Annotated in this window: 16 protein-coding genes; 5 read left to right on the forward strand and 11 right to left on the reverse strand. The window is 72.3% G+C overall.

Annotated features, from left to right (window positions below; translation table 11 throughout):
- Window positions 1–82: 82 nt before the first annotated feature.
- The 4 genes from ACIHCM_RS28010 (at window position 83) to ACIHCM_RS28025 (ending at window position 4,616) form a co-directional block, all read left to right on the forward strand.
- Window positions 83–1,300, forward strand: a complete 1,218-nt coding sequence (locus ACIHCM_RS28010) for an MFS transporter (RefSeq protein ID WP_399901439.1) — start codon at window positions 83–85, stop codon at window positions 1,298–1,300.
- A gap of 42 nt (window positions 1,301–1,342) precedes the next feature.
- Window positions 1,343–2,722: a uracil-xanthine permease family protein gene (locus ACIHCM_RS28015; protein ID WP_399901442.1), complete on the forward strand. Its 1,380-nt coding sequence runs from the start codon at window positions 1,343–1,345 to the stop codon at window positions 2,720–2,722.
- Between the two features lie 178 nt (window positions 2,723–2,900).
- The gene (locus tag ACIHCM_RS28020) at window positions 2,901–3,587 is read left to right on the forward strand and encodes a DUF5995 family protein (protein WP_399901445.1); all 687 of its coding nucleotides are present in this window, start codon (window positions 2,901–2,903) and stop codon (window positions 3,585–3,587) included.
- 99 nt (window positions 3,588–3,686) lie between these two features.
- Window positions 3,687–4,616: an LLM class F420-dependent oxidoreductase gene (locus tag ACIHCM_RS28025; RefSeq protein WP_399901448.1), complete on the forward strand. Its 930-nt coding sequence runs from the start codon at window positions 3,687–3,689 to the stop codon at window positions 4,614–4,616.
- Window positions 4,617–4,622: 6 nt separating this feature from the next.
- Here the strand turns inward: ACIHCM_RS28025 and ACIHCM_RS28030 are convergent, their stop codons facing one another.
- The 11 genes from ACIHCM_RS28030 to fmt form a co-directional block, all read right to left on the reverse strand.
- Window positions 4,623–6,320, reverse strand: a complete 1,698-nt coding sequence (locus tag ACIHCM_RS28030) for a flavin monoamine oxidase family protein (RefSeq protein ID WP_399901451.1) — start codon at window positions 6,318–6,320, stop codon at window positions 4,623–4,625.
- A 53-nt stretch (window positions 6,321–6,373) separates the two neighbouring features.
- Window positions 6,374–7,162: a carbon-nitrogen hydrolase family protein gene (locus ACIHCM_RS28035; RefSeq protein ID WP_399901454.1), complete on the reverse strand. Its 789-nt coding sequence runs from the start codon at window positions 7,160–7,162 to the stop codon at window positions 6,374–6,376.
- Between the two features lie 789 nt (window positions 7,163–7,951).
- Window positions 7,952–9,091, reverse strand: a complete 1,140-nt coding sequence (locus ACIHCM_RS28040; protein ID WP_399901682.1) for an MFS transporter — start codon at window positions 9,089–9,091, stop codon at window positions 7,952–7,954.
- A gap of 79 nt (window positions 9,092–9,170) precedes the next feature.
- The gene (locus ACIHCM_RS28045) at window positions 9,171–9,623 is read right to left on the reverse strand and encodes an Lrp/AsnC family transcriptional regulator (protein ID WP_399901457.1); all 453 of its coding nucleotides are present in this window, start codon (window positions 9,621–9,623) and stop codon (window positions 9,171–9,173) included.
- A 10-nt stretch (window positions 9,624–9,633) separates the two neighbouring features.
- On the reverse strand, window positions 9,634–11,103 hold the full coding sequence (locus ACIHCM_RS28050; protein WP_399901460.1) for an amino acid permease: 1,470 nt from the start codon (window positions 11,101–11,103) through the stop codon (window positions 9,634–9,636).
- Window positions 11,104–11,596: 493 nt separating this feature from the next.
- Complete coding sequence (locus tag ACIHCM_RS28055) at window positions 11,597–13,042, reverse strand: GuaB1 family IMP dehydrogenase-related protein (RefSeq protein WP_399901684.1); 1,446 nt, start codon at window positions 13,040–13,042, stop codon at window positions 11,597–11,599.
- Between the two features lie 132 nt (window positions 13,043–13,174).
- Entirely contained in the window at window positions 13,175–13,489 is a 315-nt protein-coding gene (locus ACIHCM_RS28060) for a barstar family protein (RefSeq protein WP_399901463.1), read from the reverse strand.
- A 76-nt stretch (window positions 13,490–13,565) separates the two neighbouring features.
- Window positions 13,566–14,609 (reverse strand): sugar-binding transcriptional regulator, encoded by a 1,044-nt coding sequence (locus ACIHCM_RS28065; RefSeq protein ID WP_399901466.1) that lies wholly within the window; start codon window positions 14,607–14,609, stop codon window positions 13,566–13,568.
- Window positions 14,610–14,698: 89 nt separating this feature from the next.
- Entirely contained in the window at window positions 14,699–15,385 is a 687-nt protein-coding gene (rpe, locus tag ACIHCM_RS28070) for a ribulose-phosphate 3-epimerase (protein WP_399901470.1), read from the reverse strand.
- An 88-nt stretch (window positions 15,386–15,473) separates the two neighbouring features.
- Window positions 15,474–16,892, reverse strand: a complete 1,419-nt coding sequence (locus tag ACIHCM_RS28075) for an RsmB/NOP family class I SAM-dependent RNA methyltransferase (protein WP_399901473.1) — start codon at window positions 16,890–16,892, stop codon at window positions 15,474–15,476.
- 69 nt (window positions 16,893–16,961) lie between these two features.
- Window positions 16,962–17,894, reverse strand: coding sequence for a methionyl-tRNA formyltransferase (gene fmt / locus ACIHCM_RS28080; RefSeq protein WP_399901476.1), 933 nt, complete (start codon window positions 17,892–17,894; stop codon window positions 16,962–16,964).
- Window positions 17,895–18,177: 283 nt separating this feature from the next.
- On the opposite strand from fmt, the gene ACIHCM_RS28085 reads away from it, so the two are divergent.
- Window positions 18,178–18,720 carry a hypothetical protein gene (locus ACIHCM_RS28085; protein WP_399901479.1) on the forward strand — a complete coding sequence of 181 codons (543 nt, stop codon included), beginning with the start codon at window positions 18,178–18,180 and terminating at the stop codon, window positions 18,718–18,720.
- Window positions 18,721–18,820 lie beyond the last annotated feature (100 nt).

The following is an 18,820-nucleotide window of genomic DNA, read 5'->3' on the forward strand; positions in this document are numbered from 1 at the left end:
TCTCGCCCACTATCTATCAGGCAGGGTCCCTGATAATTTACCGCCGGACGCGGTCGGCCGAGACGTGGCAAGGGGCGGGAAGATGAAAGACGTGATCCACCAGCACCGAGAGGTGATACGCGCCCGGTACGCCGTGGCCGCCGTGTTCGCCGTGCACGGCGCGGTCACCGGCTCGTTCGCCACCCGGGTCCCCTGGATCCAGGACCACGCCGGGGTGAGCCCCGGCCAGCTCGGCCTCGCGCTCGCCTTCCCCGCCCTCGGCGCCTCGCTCGCGATGCCGCTCGCGGGCCGGATCAGCCATCGCTTCGGCGCCCGTACCGCCCTGCGCGGACTGCTCGCCCTGTGGACGCTGTCGCTGACCCTGCCGTCCCTCGCGCCCGGCCTGCTCGCGCTCTGCCTGGCCCTGTTCACCTTCGGCGCCACGGCCGGCATGGCGGACGTCGCGATGAACGCGCTCGGCGTCGAGATCGAGAACCGCCTCGGCCGCTCCATCATGTCCGGGCTGCACGGCATGTGGAGCGCCGGCGCCCTGATCGGCTCCGCAGGCGGCACGCTCGCCGCGCACCTCGGCACGGACGCCCGGCTGCACCACGCGCTGGCCGCCGCCTGCCTCACCCTGCTGGGCCTGGTCGCCTGCACCTGGGTGCTGGACCTCCAGCCCGCCGAGGACGAGGAGCCCCCGCCGCGCTTCGCCCTGCCCCCGAGGTCGGCGTTGCTGATCGGCGCGGTCGGGTTCTGCGCCGTGTTCGCCGAGGGGGCGAGCCTCGACTGGTCGGCGATCTACCTGGAGGACGAGCTGGGCACGTCCGCCGGTCTCGCCGCGGCCTGCACCACCGGCTTCACCCTCACCATGGCGCTCGCCAGGATCGCGGGCGACAAGGTGGTCGACCGCTACGGCTCGGTCCGCACGGTCCGCGCCGGCGGCGTCCTCGCCACCCTCGGCGGTCTGCTGATCGTCCTCGCGGACCACCCGGCGCTCGCCATGTCCGGCTTCGCGCTGATGGGTCTGGGCATCGCCGTGGTCGTCCCGCTGTGCTTCGCGGCGGCCGGCCGCAGCGGCCCGAACCCGAGCCAGGCCATCGCGGGCGTCGCCACCATCACGTACACGTCGGGCCTGATCGCCCCGAGCGCGATCGGCACGCTGGCGCAGGCGACCAGCCTGGTGGTCTCGTTCGCGCTGGTGACCTTCCTGTCCTCGGGTCTCGCCGTCTTCGCCGGTGTGCTGCGCTCCGGAGACCGGGACCGCCCCAAGGTCGTGACCGGGCGCCCGCCGGTACGGAGCACCCGCGACCGGCCCTGACAATGGTCCGGCACTGCACGTACGACGAAAGCGACACCTGCCATGGATCTCGGCGTCCGCTGGAAACTGCACGGCGACGGACGCACCCCGGCCCCCGGGGCGGTGGTCCGGCCCGACGAACGGCTGTCCTGGCCGCGCACCGTGGGGCTCGGCGCCCAGCACGTGGTGGCGATGTTCGGGGCCTCCTTCGTGGCGCCGGTCCTGATGGGCCTGGACCCCAACCTCGCGATCATGATGTCGGGCGTCGCCACCGTCGTCTTCCTGCTCGCCACCCGTGGCAGGGTGCCCAGCTACCTCGGCTGCTCCCTGTCCTTCGTGGGCGTCGCGGCGGTGATCCGGGCCCAGGGCGGTACGAGCGCCACCGTGACCGGCGCGGTGCTCGTGGTCGGTGCCGCGCTGTTCGTCGTGGGACTCGCCGTGCAGCGCTTCGGCGCCCGGATCATCCACGCGACGATGCCGCCGATCGTGACCGGCGCCGTCGTGATGCTGATCGGCTTCAACCTGGCTCCCGTCACGGCGACCACGTACTGGCCGCAGGACCAGTGGACGGCCCTGCTGGTGATGGCCTTCACCGGTCTGGCCGTCGTCTGTCTGCGTGGCTTCTGGTCCCGGATCGCGATCTTCCTCGGCCTGATCTTCGGCTACGGCATCTCCTGGCTCTTCGACCTCGTCTTCGGCCGGATCCACTCCGTCGACGCGAGCGGCAAGGTCACCGACCACTGGCGCCTGGACCTCTCCGGCGTCGCCGGCGCCGACTGGATCGGGCTGCCCGCCTTCCACGGACCGGCCTTCGAGTGGTCGGCCGTGCTGGTCGCGCTGCCGGTGGTGATCGCGCTGGTCGCGGAGAACGCCGGGCACGTCAAGGCGGTCGGCGAGATGACCGGCGACCCGCTCGACGACAAGCTCGGCACGGCGATCGCCGCCGACGGCGTCGGCTCGATGCTGTCCACCGCGGTCGGCGGCCCGCCCAACACGACGTACTCCGAGAACATCGGCGTGATGGCCGCGACCCGCGTCTACTCCACGGCCGCCTACTGGGCCGCAGCCGGTTTCGCCCTGCTGTTCGGTCTGTGCCCGAAGTTCGGCGCGGTGGTGGCCGCGATCCCGGGCGGGGTCCTCGGCGGCATCACCGTCATCCTGTACGGCATGATCGGCCTGCTCGGTGCCCAGATCTGGATCACCGCCAAGGTGGACCTGCGCAACCCGCTCAACCTCGTACCGGCCGCGGCGGGCATCATCATCGGCGTCGGCAACGTCTCGATGGAGTTCACCGAGACGTTCTCGCTCAGCGGCATCGCCCTGGGCACACTCGTCGTGATCATCGGCTACCACGCGCTGCGGGCGTTCGCCCCGGCCCACCTCAAGACCCAGCGGCCCCTGCTGGACGAGGGCACCTCCGGCTACGACGACGCCAAGTCGTAGGCGTACGAAGGCCGTCTCCTTGTCGGTGCGCCGGACGCCGGACGCCGGACACGTGAGCCGGACACCGTGCCGCTCCCCCTTCGTGCTCTCCCCCACGAGGGCAGCCGCGTTCGCCCGTTCCGGGGAAACGCCGGGCTCGCCGCCACGCCGGCCGGCCGAGGGCTGGGACGCTGCCCTCATGACGCAGTTGGAAGAGTTCACCACCCCCGTGGACGCGGTCGTCTCCCGGATGCGCGCGCTGGACGCGGCCCTGCCCGCACGGGACGGGGTGGCGGTCTTCAACCGTGTCTACCTGGCCGTCACCGAGGCCGTCGACCATCGGATCGACACCGGGGCCTTCGCCGACGCCCGTGCCGCCGCGACCCTGGACGTGCGGTTCGCCGAGCGCTATCTGGCGGCCGTCGACGCGGTCACGGCGGACGGGCGTCCACCGGCCTGCTGGCGGCCCCTGCTCCAGTTCCGCCGCCATCCCGGCGTGCGGCCGCTGCAGTTCGCGCTCTCGGGCATCAACGCGCACATCGGGCACGATCTGGCGCTCGCCGTCGTGGACACCTGCCGTACCCTCGACTGCGATCCGGCCGAGCTGGAGGACGAGTTCGACCGCGTGGGCGATCTCCTCGTGACGCTGGAGGAGCGCATCCGCGAAGACCTGATGCCGGGTCCCGATCTGCTCCAGATCGCCGACCCGCTCACCCATCTGCTCGGCGCGTGGAGCCTGGAACGCGCCCGGGACGCCACCTGGTCGGCCGCGCGGGCCCTGTGGGCGCTGCGCCGGCTGCCCGACCTCGCCGCGGAGTTCACCGAGCGCCTGGACGCCGCGGTGGGCTTCGCGGGTCGCATGCTGCTCACACCGCTTCCCGGCTGACGCCACGGCGGCCCCGGCCCTCCCGGCCGGCACCCGCGGAACTCCCGTGCGCCCGTTGTGCGTTGACTGTCAGGCACCCTACTGCGAAGGAGCACACGTATGGCGATCCGGCTCGGCCTCGGCCTCCCCCAGATGCGGCAGTACGACCTCGGCAGGGACGTGCCCGGCGTGGCACGCGAGGCCGAGCGCATCGGATACGACAGCTTGTGGGTCTTCGAACGCGCCCTGTTCCCCGAGCCCGCCACCCAGGGTCTGTACGGGATCGAGGGCCTGCCCTGGCCGGACAGCTACCGCCACGTCGCGGACCCCCTGGTGACGCTCACGCTGGCCGCCGCGGCCACCGAGCGGGCGGAGCTCGGCAGCAGTGTGCTGGTGGCCCCGCTGCATGTGCCGTTCCAGCTGGCCAAGGCACTGGCGAGCCTGGACGCGGCGAGCGGCGGCCGGGTGGTCGCGGGCTTCGGCACCGGCTGGTCCCACGACGAGTACGCGGCGGCGTCGGTCCGGCCGTTCGAGGAGCGCGGCAAGGTCCTGGACGAGCTGCTCGCCGTGTGCCGGGCGGTCTGGGGTCCGGACCCCGTCGCGCACGACGGGCGGATCACGAAGATCGCGCCTGCCCTGGTCGGCCCGAAGCCCGTCCGGCCGATCCCGGTCCTGCTGGCCGGGAGCAGCCCCAAGGCACAGCGCCGGCTCGTCGACCACGCCGACGGCTGGCTGCCGGTGGGCACGGCCCCCGAGGCCGTCGCCGCACAGTGGAGCCGGCTGCGGGAACTGGCCGAGGAGCGCGGGCGCACGGAGCCGATCCGGACGGTGCTGCGGGTGAACGCCGAGTACTCGGCCAAGGCGTACGAGGGCTCGGGCCGGCAGCCCTTCCAGGGCAGCGTCGAGCAGATCGTCGAGGACCTGGTGCCGTACGCCGGGATCGGCCTGGAGGAGGTCCTGCTGGACCTCCAGGGCACGCCGAGGGACGGCGAGGAGCTCAAGGACCTGGCCGCGCGGGTGTACGAGCAGGCCCGCGCGGCCGGCGTCTGACGCCCGTCAGTCCTCGGGGAGTTCCACCGGCGCGATCTCGTCGTAGAGGTCGCCGGGGCCGGGGTTGGCCGCGTCCGTCGCCCCACCGAAGTGGTGCATGACGCCCCAGACCGCGTTCAGCGCGGTCTGGACGGCGCCCTCGGCCCACCCCGCCGTCCAGGAGATGTCGTCACCGGCGAGGAAGACGCCCCGCTTGTCCTCGGGCAGCCGGTCCTGCATGAAGTGCGTGAACAGGCGCCGCTGGTAGCGGTAGTGGCCGGGCAGGTTGGCCTTGAACGCGCCCATGAAGTAGGGCTCGTTCTCCCAGGAGACGGTCACCGGGTTGCCGATGATGTGCTTCCTGATGTCGACCTTCGGGTAGATCTCGCCGAGCGACTTCAGCATGACCTCCATCCGCTCGTTCGCGGACAGCGGCAGCCACTTCAGGCTGTCGTCGCACCAGGTGTACGACAGGCAGATCACGGCCGGCCTGTCGGGGCCGTCGTCCAGCAGGTAGGTGCCGCGGGTCATCCGGTCGGTGAGCGTCATCGACATGACGTCACGCCCGGTCTCCTCGTCCTTGTCCAGCCAGAACGGCCGGTCCACGGGCACGAAGAGCTTGGACGACTCCATGTAGTGGGTGCGCTCGATGGCCGTCCAGTGGTCGATCGGGAAGAGCGAGTCGTCGCACTGGATCTTGGACAGCAGCATCCAGGACTGGGCGGTGAAGATCGCCGCACGGTAGGTGCGGATGTCGCCGTTCGCGTCGGTCACGGTGATGTTGTTGCCCGCGGTGCGGTGCAGCCGCGTCACGGCCGGGCGGGGCTCGCCGCCCTCGTGCAGCGATGCCAGCGAGGTGCCGTACGGCCAGTGCACGATCTTCTCCGGCTCGCGCTCCCACAGCCGCAGCGGCAGCTGCTGCGAGCCGCCCACGATCCCACGGTGGTGGTCGTCGGCCTCGGTGTAGACGACGCGCAGGATCTCCAGGATGGAGTTGGGGAAGTCGGTGTCCCAGCCGCCCGTGCCGAAGCCGACCTGGCCGAAGATCTCCCGGTGCCGGAAGGACTTGAAGGCCTCGGAGTCGCACAGGAAGCCGTAGAAGGTCTGGTTGTCGAGCTTCTCGACGAGCTGGGCCCAGATCTCGCGGATGCGCGGAACGTCCCGCTCGCGCATCGCCCGGTTCATGTCGGAGAAGTCGGCGCCCTCTTCGAGACACCTGTTCCACGCCTCGGCCACGTCACGGTAGACCTGCGGCAGGTCGTCGACGGTCTCGGCGTAGTGGGACTCGCCCTTGAGGTCGACGACGGTCGACGGGGTGCCCTCGGCCAGCGGGTTGGGGAAGGGGCGCGTCTGCAGACCGACGAGGTCGATGTAGTGCTGGAGGGCGGTGGAGGACGGCGGGAAGCGCATCGCGCCCATCTCGGCGGTCAGCGCCGGGTCGCAGCCGTCGAAGCCGACCGTGCGCAGCCGGCCGCCGATCTGGTCGGCCTCGTAGACGACGGGCCTGAGGCCCATCTTCATCAGCTCGTACGCCGCCACGATGCCGGACAGGCCACCGCCGATGACCGCGACCTCGGCGCCGTGCTCGGTCGCCGGAACCTGCCCGAGGCCCGCCGGGTGGGCGAGGAAGTCGTCGTACGCGTAGGGGAAGTCCGGGCCGAACATGGTGATCGGCGGCTGCTGCTCGTCGGCGTGCTCGACGGCGTTGGGCACCGTGGACGTCATGGGGTACGGACTCCTTGCGCGAAACGGAAGATCAGGGGGCTGGGGGCGGGGCGTCAGACCAGGGACCCGTAGAGGCCGGGGCGGCGGTCCTTCAGATACGGGTTGGCCTCGCGGGAGGCGTTGAGGAAGGCGGCGTCCACCTCGGCGAGGACGAGTTCCTCACCGCGTCCGGCACGGGTGCGGGCGAATCCGTCCGGCCCGGCGAGGGTGGACAGCCCCACGAACTCGAACTCCCCCTCCTGGCCGACCCGGTTGACGTACGCCACGTACATCTGGTTCTCGAAGGCCCGCACCGGCACCAGCGACTCGGCGACGAACTGGAACGGGTGCATCTGCGCGGTCGGCACCAGCAGCAGGTCGGTGCCGGCGAGAGCGTGAGCGCGGACGTTCTCCGGGAACTCCACGTCGTAGCAGATCATGAGCCCGACCCGCAGCCCGTCGAGATCGGCCTGGACGACCGGCTGCTCGCCCGCCGTGAAGTGGTCACGCTCGAAGCAGCCGAAGAGGTGGGTCTTGCGGTAGTTGGCCAGGCGCGTGCCCTCGGCGGAGATCAGCTGGGCGGAGTTGAAGACCGCGTCCCCCGACCGCTCCGGGTATCCGTACGCGACGGCGAGGCCGTGCCGCGAGGCGATCTCGGCGATCGTGTCGGTGGCGTCGCCGTCGGCGGGCTCGGCGAGACGGGCGATGTCGTCGCCGATCGCGTAGCCGGTGAGGAACATCTCCGGCGCGACCAGCAGCCCCGCACCGGCGGCGGCGGCACGGCCCGCGGCCTCGTCGAGGACCTTCAGGTTCTCGGCGGTCGAGCCGGGCCGGCCGGAGCTCTGGAGCAGGGCGGTGCGCATGCGTGTTCCTCACCGGGACGAATGGATGTGGGGGCCACGTAGACGGTACGGGCGGCGGGCTCGGCCGGACAAGAAGGAGCCGTTGCGCGCTGCCGGACGGATTGTTGCGTCCCTTCCCCGGCACACGGCGATTCGTTGCGCGGCCGGGTGGTGATGGCCGGGCCGGGCCCCCGCCGGGTGGCGGAGCGGCGGCTCAGCCCTGTGCCCGATGTGGCGCGGGCGAGCCGCAGGGAGAGGTGGTCAACTGTCCGGTTCACCTGCGGAAAGGACCACCATGCAGCGACGTACATGCAGTGCTCTGCCGGGCACGGCGGTACTTGCGCACCGCGGCGAGCACCTCCGGGGAGGACCGACCCGAGCCCGACGCCGGACGGCGGCCCGCGGCGTCCCCCACCACGGCCGCACGGCAGCACCCCCGACCGACTTCCACCACGACCGCTCAGCGGCAACCCCCGAAGGACCGCCGCCACGTCCGCGCCGCTGCGGCGCGAGGCGGTCGCCCTCACCGGCAGCGCCAAGCTCCTCCGCCGGCCGGCGACGACATCACGTGCTCCTTCGACGCGCATCCGGCCGCGAAGGACAGGCGCGATCCGCTGCGGGCCACCGGCGTCTTCGGGCGGAGCCACTGGCGTCCGACCTGCCCGGGCGAAGGGGGGCGGGTCGGCATCACCGTGCACGACGCGGGTCGCCACGACCGGCTCGGCCACAGCCGGCGACGGCCACGGACAGGGGCCCGAGGGTCCGGCACCGCACCGGTGACTTCACCGTGGTGCCCTGGCAGCCGCCTCTCTAGGACCGCGCACGCCCGCGCCGGGCCACCGCCATCGCCGCAGCGGTCACCAGGTAGGGCACCGCGAACACCGCGAAGGCGGTGCTGTGCCCGGTCGCCGAGCCGACCGCCGCGTAGGCGCCGAACACCGCGACCGTGGCCAGCTCGGTGCCCAGCCCCGCGATCGAGGTGACGGTGGCCCGCGCGCCGTCGTCGATCCGCCGCTGGAGCGTGGCGTCGGCCAGTACGTTCGCCAGCTGGAAACCTCCGAACGCGAGAGCCACCAGGGCCAGGCCGGCCGGCGACCGGGCGAGGGCGCCCGCGGCGAGGGCCAGCGCGGAACCGGCGAGCAGACCGGCGAAGCCGTACGTGCCGAGACGCTCGGCCGGGCCGGCGAGCAGACTGCCCGCGGTGGCTCCCGCCCAGATCAGCAGCAGCAGGTAGGGACCCGCCCAGTCCGGCACACCGGTGTCCCGGACCAGCAGCGGGGTGTACTCGTCGAGGGCGCCCCACACCGAGCCGACAGCGGCGACGAGCAGCAAGGCGGCGGTGACCGGCCGTTCGGGGCGCCCGGCGGCCCGCAGGGCGGCGAACCAGCCGTCGCTCCCGGCCGCCGCGTCCCGGTGCTCCGGAAAACGGGTCGCCACGGCCGCCGTCAGCAGACAGGTCAGCACACTCGCCGCCCCGACCAGCGGATAGCCGCCCAGCGCGACCACGGGCCCGGCGAGCCCCATGGCCGCCATCACGGCCACCAGGCCGACGGCACGCGCCCGGCCCGTGACGCGGGCATAGCTGCCGGCGGCGCCGTGCCGGTCCAGTTCCTCGTACACCAGCGCCTCCAGCGCGCCGGAGCCGAGTGCCCCGCCGGCGCCCCAGAGGACGAAGCCGAGTGCGAACGCCCCGTACGACGGGACGAGCACCCACAGGGCGAAGCCGGCGGCGGTCAGCAGCGGGCCGAGCCACAGCAGCAGCCGGCGGGAGACGGCGTCGGCCCAGGCGCCGGAGGGCACCTCCAGGAGCACGCCGGTGACCGACCACAGGGCGAAGAGGGAGGAGATCTGCCCGAGGGACAGTCCGTTGTCGCCGAAGAGCAGGGCGTAGACCGGGTACAGCAGGACGAAGTCGTCCAGGAAGGCATAGCCGTACAGCGTCCGGGTCAGGCGCCGGACGCCGGGCTCAGGGGCCGGTGAAGGTCAATGTCGCCACGTCATGCGGCCGATGCTAGACCCCTGGGCGCAATCAGGTGGGCGATCCCGAGGAAAAGCGCCGCAGCAGCGGCGAGAGCACGAGCACGGACCGGGTCCGCTCCACGAACGGCTCCCCCGCGATCCGCTCCAGGACCCGCTCGAAGTGCCGCATGTCGGAGGCGAAGACCTGCGCGACCGCGTCCGCGTCGCCGGTGACGGTCGACGCGGCCACGACCTCCTGGTAGCGCTCGAGGCCCCGCTGGATGATCTCCGGCGAGGTGTTGCGGCGGCAGTAGATCTCGACGAACCCCTCGGTCTCCCACCCGAGCGCCGAGGGGTCGACCCGGACGGTGAAGCCGGTGATGGCGCCGGTGGCGCGCAGCCTGTCCACGCGCCGCTTGACGGCGGGCGCGGACAGGCCGACGAGCTGCCCGATGTCCGCGTAGGAGCGGCGGGCGTCCTCGGCGAGGGCGTGCACGATGCGTTCGTCGAGATCGTTCAGCACTGCGGGTGGTTCACTTCACTTCGGGTACGGCGAGACGGGAACGGCGGTAGCCGTACAGGAAGTAGAACACGAGACCGGCGGCCATCCAGCACCCGAAGACCACCCAGGTCACGGTGTCGAGGCTGAACATGTTGTACGCGCAGAAGGCGAAGCCCACAACGGGCAGCACCGGCCCGAACGGCACCTTGAAGGTGCGCTCCAGCTCCGGCCGCTTGTAGCGCAGCACGATCACCGCGATGTTGACCAGCGCGAAGGCGAACAGGGTGCCGATGCTGGTGGCGTCGACGAGCTTGCCGAGCGGGATCATGGCGGCGAGCACACCGCAGAACAGCGACACGACGACCGTGTTGAGGCGGGGCGCGCCGGTCTTCGGGTGGACCTTGCCGAGCGCCTTGGGCACCAGGCCGTCGCGGGACATCGCGAAGAGGATGCGGGTCTGGCCGTAGAGCACGGTGAGGACGACGCTCGCGATGGAGATGACGGCGCCGAGGGCGAGCAGGGTGCCCCAGAAGCTCTGGCCGCTGACGTCGTTCATGATCGCGGCAAGGGAGGCGTCGGAGCCCTCGAACTTGGTCCAGTTCCAGGCGCCGACGGCGACTGCCGCGACGAGCACGTACAGCGCGGTGACGATGATCAGCGAGAGCATGATCGCGCGGGGCAGGTCCTTCTTGGGGTTCTTGGCCTCCTCACCGGCGGTGGAAGCGGCGTCGAAGCCGATGTAGGAGAAGAACAGCGTGGCGCCGGCGGCGCTGACGCCCGCCATGCCGAGCGGCATGAAGTCGGCGTAGTTGCCGGACTTGAAGCCCATGAAGCCGACGGCGCAGAAGAACACCAGCGCGGCGATCTTCACCGCGACCATGATCGTGTTGGCGCGGGCGGACTCACGCACGCCGCCGAGCAGGAACACCATCGCCAGCAGGACGACGATCAGCGCGGGCAGGTTGATGATCCCGCCCTCGCCCGGCGCGGAGGACAGCGCCGAGGGAATGGTGACGCCGATGGTCCCGTCGAGCAGCTCGTTGAGGTACTCGCCCCAGCCGACCGCCACGGCCGCGACCGACACGCCGTACTCCAGGACCAGGCACCAGCCGCAGACCCAGGCGACGAGTTCACCCATCGTTGCGTAAGCGTACGAGTAGGAGGAACCCGCCACCGGGATGCTGCCCGCGAGCTCGGCGTACGACAGGGCCGAGAACAGGGCCGTCAGACCCGCGATCACAAACGCCAGGGTGACCGCCGGTCCGGCCTCCGGAACGGCGTCGCCGAGCACCACGAAGATGCCGGTGCCGAGGGTGGCACCGATGCTGATCATGGTGAGCTGCCACAGTCCGAGGGAGCGCCGCAGCGAACCTCCCTCACCCTGGCCGCCCTCCGCGACCAGGCGTTCCACGGGCTTGCGGCGCAACAGGCGCGCGCCGACCCCGGGGGACGTGGGGTCGGTCTGGCTGCTGTGCTGCGGGGGTGCGCCTTGGTCGAGCACGCGCTGGCTCCTTTGTTGCTGCCGGTCAGGCCGACGGGGACCGGCGGCATCCCCTTGAGACAGGGGACCCACCGAGCGGGGTCCCCGCCACGCCACGTACGAGGCGACAGCCTATGAGCAGGTACGTTGCCGGTGTAATGCAGCAACCTTGCGTATACCCGCAAGATCATTGCGTTCCTCGGGGCGGGATGGGCGTTCGTTGCACAGCGGCTGCGAACCGTTGCACGAAGGCTCGCTCAGGGCCCCGTGCCAGGTCCCCGACGGCGCGGACCAGCGCCGCGCCGATGCCGCGCGCACGGAGTTCTTCCGGCCGGACCGCCGGCCCCGATCTCCCGGCAGCCGGCGGCGACTTCGGGCGCCGCGCAGCCGGTCCAGCGCATCTCGGCGTGCCCGAGGGTGAGCTCCATGGGCGGACGGGAGGTACCCGGACACGCCGACGGCCCCCGATTTCCCGGCGGGCAGGACAACGGGGGCCGTACGGAAGGAAGTTGGGTCAGCTCCAGCTGGCGTGCAGCGGCTTGCCCTCGGCGTAACCGGCGGCGCTCTGGATACCGACGACGGCCTTCTCGGCGAACTCCTCCAGGGAGGCGGCGCCTGCGTAGGTGCAGGAGGAGCGGACGCCCGCGATGATCGAGTCGATCAGGTCCTCGACACCCGGGCGGGTCGGGTCGAGGAACATGCGGGAGGTGGAGATGCCCTCCTCGAACAGGCCCTTGCGGGCGCGGTCGTAGGCCGACTCCTCGGAGGTCCGGTTGGCCACGGCACGCGCGGACGCCATGCCGAAGGACTCCTTGTAGAAGCGGCCGCTCGCGTCCTGGTGGAGGTCGCCCGGGGACTCGTAGGTGCCCGCGAACCAGGAGCCGATCATCACGTTGGACGCGCCGGCGGCCAGCGCCATCGCGACGTCACGCGGGTGCCGGACACCGCCGTCCGCCCACACGTGCTTGCCGTACTTCTTCGCCTCGGCGGCGCACTCCAGCACGGCCGAGAACTGCGGCCGGCCGACGCCGGTCATCATCCGCGTGGTGCACATGGCGCCCGGGCCGACACCGACCTTCACGATGTCGGCGCCCGCCTCGATCAGGTCGCGCACGCCCTCGGCCGAGACGATGTTGCCCGCCACGATCGGCACCTGCGGGTCGAGGCCGCGCACCACCTTGATGGCGCTGATCATCGATTCCTGATGGCCGTGCGCGGTGTCGATGACGAGCGTGTCCACGCCCGCGTCGAGCAGCTGCTTGGCCTTGCCCGCGACGTCGCCGTTGATGCCGACGGCGGCGGCGATGCGCAGCTTGCCGTTCGCGTCGACGGCCGGGGTGTACAGCGTCGCGCGCAGCGCGCCGTTTCGGGTGAGGATGCCGGCGAGCTTGCCGTCGGCGTCGACGGCGGGGGCGTAGCGCCGGTTGTGGTGGTCGAGGGTGTTGAACGCCTCGCGCGGGTCCATGCCGGCGTCGAGCAGCAGCAACTCGTCCTTGGACATGACCACTTCGAGCTGGGTGAAGCGGTCGACGCCGGTGAGGTCCCGGTCGGTGACGACACCGATGGGACGGTGGTTCTCGTCGACCACGACACCGGCGTTGTGCGCCCGCTTGGGCAGCAGGGCGAGCGCGTCGGCGACGGTCTGGTGCGGGGCCAGCACGATGGGGGTGTCGAGGACCAGGTGGCGGCTCTTCACCCAGGAGACGACCTCGGTGACGACGTCGATCGGGATGTCCTGCGGGATGACCACGAGTCCGCCGCGCCGGGCCATGGTCTCGGCCATGCGGCGGCCGGCGATGGCGGTCATGTTGGCGACGACGAGCGGAATCGTGGTGCCCGTGCCGTCCGGGGAGCTGAGGTCCACGCCCTGACGGGAGCCGACCGCGCTGCGGCTCGGCACCATGAACACGTCGTCGTACGTCAGGTCGTACGAGGGCTGGATGTCGTTGAGGAAACGCACGTGCTGCACATCCCAGTCGATCAGAGGTGGCCCCCGGACAGGTCAGCCAGGGGAGAAGAGCACGTACTTCATTGTCCCATGTCGGCCGGAATGCGATGCCCGGTGACTTCATCCAGGCAGGTCAGGGGATCTTTAGGAGGATCCTCCAAGAGCGAGGGCCACGGTCAGGCCCGGTGCGGCGTCCGCGGCCTGGGCGAACACCTGCTGGGCGGTCTCCCACTCCGCCGGCCGCGCGTCGGCGTACGGCCGCCAGTTCCGCACGACGACCAGCAGCCCCTTCCCGGCGGCGGCGCCGGGCCAGACGCCCTGGTCGGAGAGGCTGTCGGCGAGCGCGTCCCAGTTGCGGCCGAACCAGTCGGGCAACTGGAGCGCCCGGGCGCAGCGGTCCATCAGGGCCGCCTTGTCCCTGACGCCGTCGAGGTCGAGGGTGACCACGTGATCCGTCATCTCAGCACCCATCGTCGTCGCGGACGGGACGAGCCATGGCGGCGGCGCACCGCGGCTCCTCCCGTCCGGCATTCCGTCAGGGGCCGTCCGGATCGGCCCGGTTCAGCGCCGGCCGCGGCGTCGGCCCGGCCGTCATCAGACAGTCGGCCGCGGAGGTGTCCGTGACCAGGCTGGTGACGAGCCCCGACCGCAGCACCGCGTCGATGGCTGCCGCCTTGCGCTGCCCACCCGCGATCGCGACGACCTCGGGGATACGGCGGAGCTGGTCGGCCTTGACAGTGATGCACCGCTCGCCCAGGTCCCGTCCGACCCGGCGGCCGTCGGCGTCGAACAGGTGCGCAGACATCTCGGCGGCGACACCGAGGGAGGCGTAGTGGGAGCGCTCCTCGTCACTGAGCATGTCGTGCACCGTGGAGATGCCGGGCTCCCAGGACCCGATGGAGACGCAGGCGACCGTGACCTTGTCGAAGTACTCGAAGGCCCGGGCGATCCCGGTCTGATGACGCAGCGCGGCCGCGGTGGCGGCGTCCGGCAGGAGCATCGGCGCGTAGATGGGGTGGGCGTCGCCGCCGGAGACCTGGGCGGCCCGGCGGACGGCCTCGACGGAGCCGCGCTCGGCGGTCCCGGCGTCGTACACGCCCGTCAGCTGCACGACCGTGCAGGGCGGCAGCTTGCCGAGGGCGGCGGCCATGTGGATCGTGGACCGGCCCCAGGCCAGCCCGAGCACATCACCCTCGTTGACCAGCTCGCCCAGCAGGTCCGCGGCCACCTCGCCCAGGTTCTCGGGGTCGGGGGTCTCCTCGGCCTCGGCCGGGGACTCGACCACGACGGCGTGCCTGAGGCCGTAGCGGGCGCGCAGCGCGTCCGAGCGCTCGGCGTCCAGCTCGGCGGGCACACGGATCTCGATACGTACGAGATCCCGTTCGAGGGCGGTCTCCAGGACCCGGGCCACCTTGAAGCGGCTGACGCCGAACTCCTCCGCGATCTGGATCTTGGACTTGCCCTCGAGGTAGAAGCGGCGGGCCATGGCCGCCGCCTGCACCAGCTCTGCGGGTCCCATCCGCATGGCTGACCGGCCCGCCGACATACCCGACACGGCGATCTCCTCACTGCTGTTCACACTCTGGATTCGCCGTTCATCCTTGCAGATACGGCGCGCTTGATCAGCCCTGCTCGGCGCCCGACGGGCGCCGTTCACGTAACCGTGGCTCAGTGGTCGCACGCCCATGCCGCGTGCTTCGTCGCGGCCTCCGCCTTGGCGCGCAGGGCCCGCACCGCGGCGGCCGGGTCGTCGGCCCCGTACACGGCGGACCCGGCCACGAACACATCGGCGCCCGCTTCCGCGCAGCGCTCGATGGTCGCGTCCGAGACCCCGCCGTCGACCTGGAGCCACAGCTCCAGACCGTGCTTCGCGATCAGTTCACGGGTGCGGCGGATCTTCGGCAGCATGATGTCGAGAAACGCCTGCCCGCCGAAGCCCGGCTCGACCGTCATGATCAGCAGCATGTCAAGCTCGGGCAGCAGATCCTCGTACGGCTCGATGGGCGTGGCCGGCTTCAGCGCCATCGACGCCCGGGCGCCCTTGGCCCGGATCTCCCGGGCCAGCCGTACCGGCGCGGCGGCCGCCTCGACGTGGAAGGTGACCGAGGAAGCGCCCGCCTCCACGTACTGCGGGGCCCACCGGTCGGGGGCCTCGATCATCAGATGGCAGTCCAGCGGGGTGTCCGTCGCACGGGCCAGCGACTCCACGATCGGCACGCCGAGCGTGAGGTTCGGGACGAAATGGTTGTCCATGACGTCGACGTGGAGCCAGTCGGCCCCTTCGACCGCCCGCGCCTCGTCGGCGAGACGGGCGAAGTCGGCGGACAGGATGCTCGGGTTGATCTGCGCGGCCATGACCTAAGCGTGCCATGTCCCTGCACGGTTGTTCGCGTCGGTCGGGATATCGGACGCTCTTCGGATGTTCCGCCCGGACGCCTCGGCGTCAGCCCGTCCGCCGCACGACCGCCAGATACATCGCATCCGTCCCGTGCCGGTGCGGCCACAGCTGGACGTCCGGTCCGTCCCCGAGGTCCGGTACGCCCGGCAGCAGCGGACGGGCGTCGACCAGCTCCGTCCGCGGGAACTGCTTCAGCACGTCCGCGACCACGGCCCGCGTCTCCGCCAGATGCGGTGAGCAGGTGGCGTACCCGACGACACCGCCGACCCGCACGGATTCCAGCGCCGTCCTCAGCAGCCCCCGCTGCAACGGGGCGAACCCGTCGAGGTCGTCGGGCCGGCGCCGCCACCGGGCCTCCGGCCGCCGGCGCAGCGCGCCGAGACCCGTGCACGGCACGTCCATCAGCACCCGGTCGAACGAGCCGGGCCGCCACGGCGGCCGGGTCCCGTCGGCGGCGATCACCTGGTACGGGCCGGGGTTTCCGGCGAGCGCCTTGGCCACCAGTCCGGCCCGGTGCGGCTGCTTCTCCGAGGCGAGCAGCGAGGCGCCCCGCTCGGCGGCGAGGGCCGCGAGCAGCGCCGCCTTGCCGCCGGGGCCGGCACATCCGTCGAGCCACTTCTCGTCCGGCCCGTCGAGCGAGGCGTTCGCGAGCGCCAGCGCGACCAGCTGGCTCCCCTCGTCCTGCACGCCGGCCCGGCCGTCCCGCACGGCCTCGATCGACCCGGGCTCGCCGCCCTCGGTGAGCCGCACGGCATACGGCGACCAGCGTCCGGGCACCGCGGCGCCCTCGCGCAGCAACTCGTCGGCCGTGGCCCGCCCCGGACGCGCGACCAGCGTCACCTCCGGCCGCTCGTTGTCGGCCGCCAGCAGTTCCTCGATGCCGGCCCGGCCACCGCCGAGCGAGTCCCACAGCGCGGAGACCACCCAGCGCGGATGCGAGTGCACGACGGCGAGATGGTCCTCGGGATCCTCGTCGTAGGGCGGCGCGACCCGCTCCAGCCAGCCGTCGAGGTCGTGCTGCGCCACCTTGCGCAGCACGGCGTTCACGAACTTGGCCCGCCCGTCGCCGAGCACGACCCGGGCCAGCTCCACGGTGGCGGAGACGGCCGCGTGCGAGGGGATCCGCGTCCCGAGCAGCTGATGCGCACCGAGGCTCAGCACGTCCAGGACGGGCGGATCGACCTCCCGGAGCGGCCGGTCGACACACTCCGCGATCACGGCGTCGTACGTCCCCTGCCGCCGCAGCGTCCCGTACACCAGCTCGGTCGCCAGCGCCGCGTCCCGCCCGTCGAACTCCCCGCCCTCGCGCGCCTTCCGCAGCAGCGGCGGCAGCACCAGGTTGGCGTAGGCGTCCCGCTCGTCGACGGCCCGCAGCGCCTCGAAGGCGAGGATGCGTACGGGATCCTTCTTGGGCCGACGATAGGGCTTGCCGGGTTTGCGGGGCCGACGGGAGGTGTCGCTCACGTAAAGGTGCTCCGGATTTCTGTGGTGCGGTGTGCACCCAGCGTACGCCGGACGGCCCCGGGCAGCGGCTCAGCCCCCGAGCGTCTCCCCGTCCGCGATCCGCACCCCGCGCGCCCAGTCGGCGGCCCGCATCGGCTTCTTGCCCTGGGCCTGCACCCACAGCAGTTCGACGGCGTGCGAGCCGGTGCCCGCGTACACGTTGTTCTTGCCCACGGACAGCTGACCGGGGACGAGGTCCGTCCGGTCGGGCACCGGCGCGACCTGCACGAGCTTGAGGCGCTCCCCCCGGAAGGTGGTCCAGGCGCCGGGCGCCGGGGTGCAGCCGCGCACCACCCGGTCGACGCGCAGGGCGGGCGTCGCCCAGTCGACCCGGGCGTCCTCGACGGTGATCTTCGGTGCGACAGTCACCCCGTCCGCGGGCTGCGGTACGGCCTTCAAGGAGCCGTCCGCGATGCCGTCCATGGTCGCGGCGAGCAGTCCGGCGCCGGCGAAGGCGAGCCGGGTCAGCAGGTCGCCGCTGGTGTCGGTGGGGCGGATCGTCTCGGTCACGGTGCCGTAGACGGGCCCCGAGTCGAGGCCCTCCTCGATGAGGAAGGTGGAGGCGCCCGTGATCTCGTCGCCGGACATGATCGAGTGCTGCACGGGAGCGGCGCCGCGCCAGGCGGGCAGCAGGGAGAAGTGCAGGTTGACCCAGCCGTGGACGGGGATGTCGAGGGCGACCCGGGGCAGCAGCGCGCCGTACGCCACGACGGGGCAGCAGTCGGGGCCGATCTCGCGCAGCCGCTCCAGGAACTCCGGCTCGCGGGGCCTGGCCGGCTTCAGCACCTCGATGCCGGCCTCCTCCGCCCGCTCCGCCACGGGCGACGCGACCAGCCTGCGCCCCCGCCCGGCCGGCGCGTCCGGCCGCGTGACGACGGCGACCACCTCGTGCCGCCCGGAGTCGAGCAGGGCGTCCAGAGCGGGAACAGCGACCTCGGGGGTACCGGCGAAGACGAGCTTCATGTGCGGACACGGGCCTCTCGGCTGGGTGGGGCAGGGCAACGCACAAGTCTATTGCGCGGCCCGACGATTGCCCGCTCGGCCTCGTCCCCCCGGACCACGGGGTCGGTGTACGGGTGGGCGGGAGCCCGCAGCGCACCACCCGCGGAACGGCGCGCGCATATGCCCCCGCGCCCCCACACCGTGACCCCCGGCCCCCGAACGCGTTGGTCAAGAAAGAGTTGACCAACGGGCCGCCCCAGCGGCCCGATCCTTTCTCCTCAACGCCGGTTCGAGAGGCTTGTTCATGGCCGACCACGCAACCCACGACGCCCAGGCTCGGGCCAGCCTGCACTTGCTGGTGCGGGACATCGAGCGGGTCCGCCGGCAGGTGGACGCACTGCGCACACTCACCGCGCAGCTGGGCAACGTCTACCGCCCGCGCCGCTCCGGCCCCTCCACGGGCTTCGTCGTCTACGGACGCGCCCCCGCCCCGACGGTCCGTCTCGCCCAGGAGCTGCGGGACAGCGTCGAGACCCTGGTCACGGCCGCGGTCGACTTCGACCGTTCGCTCGGCTTCTCCTGGGACGCGGTGGGCTCCGCCCTCGGCGTCACCAAGCAGGCGGTGCACCGCCGCTACGGCTCACGCCGCGCGACCGCACAGGCCGCCGCCGAGGCCGAGCGGAGCACGGAACCGGCCGCGACCCGCGCGGTCAACGTGGGCGCCGGCCTCCCCACGGTCCCGACGGTCCCCGCGGCGCGCTCCATGCCGACCCAGCCGACCGCCGGCAGCCCGGCGCTCCGCGACGAGGTCAGGCCGACCGCCTTCCCCGGCCCCCGCAACGGCTGACCCACCCCACGGCTGCCGGACCCGCCCTCCCGGAGACGCCCGGGAGGGCAGCCGTGTCCGGGGCCAGGACCTCATCTCTCCGGTGCGCGGGAGCGCGGCA

The organism is Streptomyces sp. NPDC052023, from assembly GCF_044548465.1.
In the GTDB taxonomy this organism is placed as follows: Bacteria; Actinomycetota; Actinomycetes; order Streptomycetales; family Streptomycetaceae; genus Streptomyces.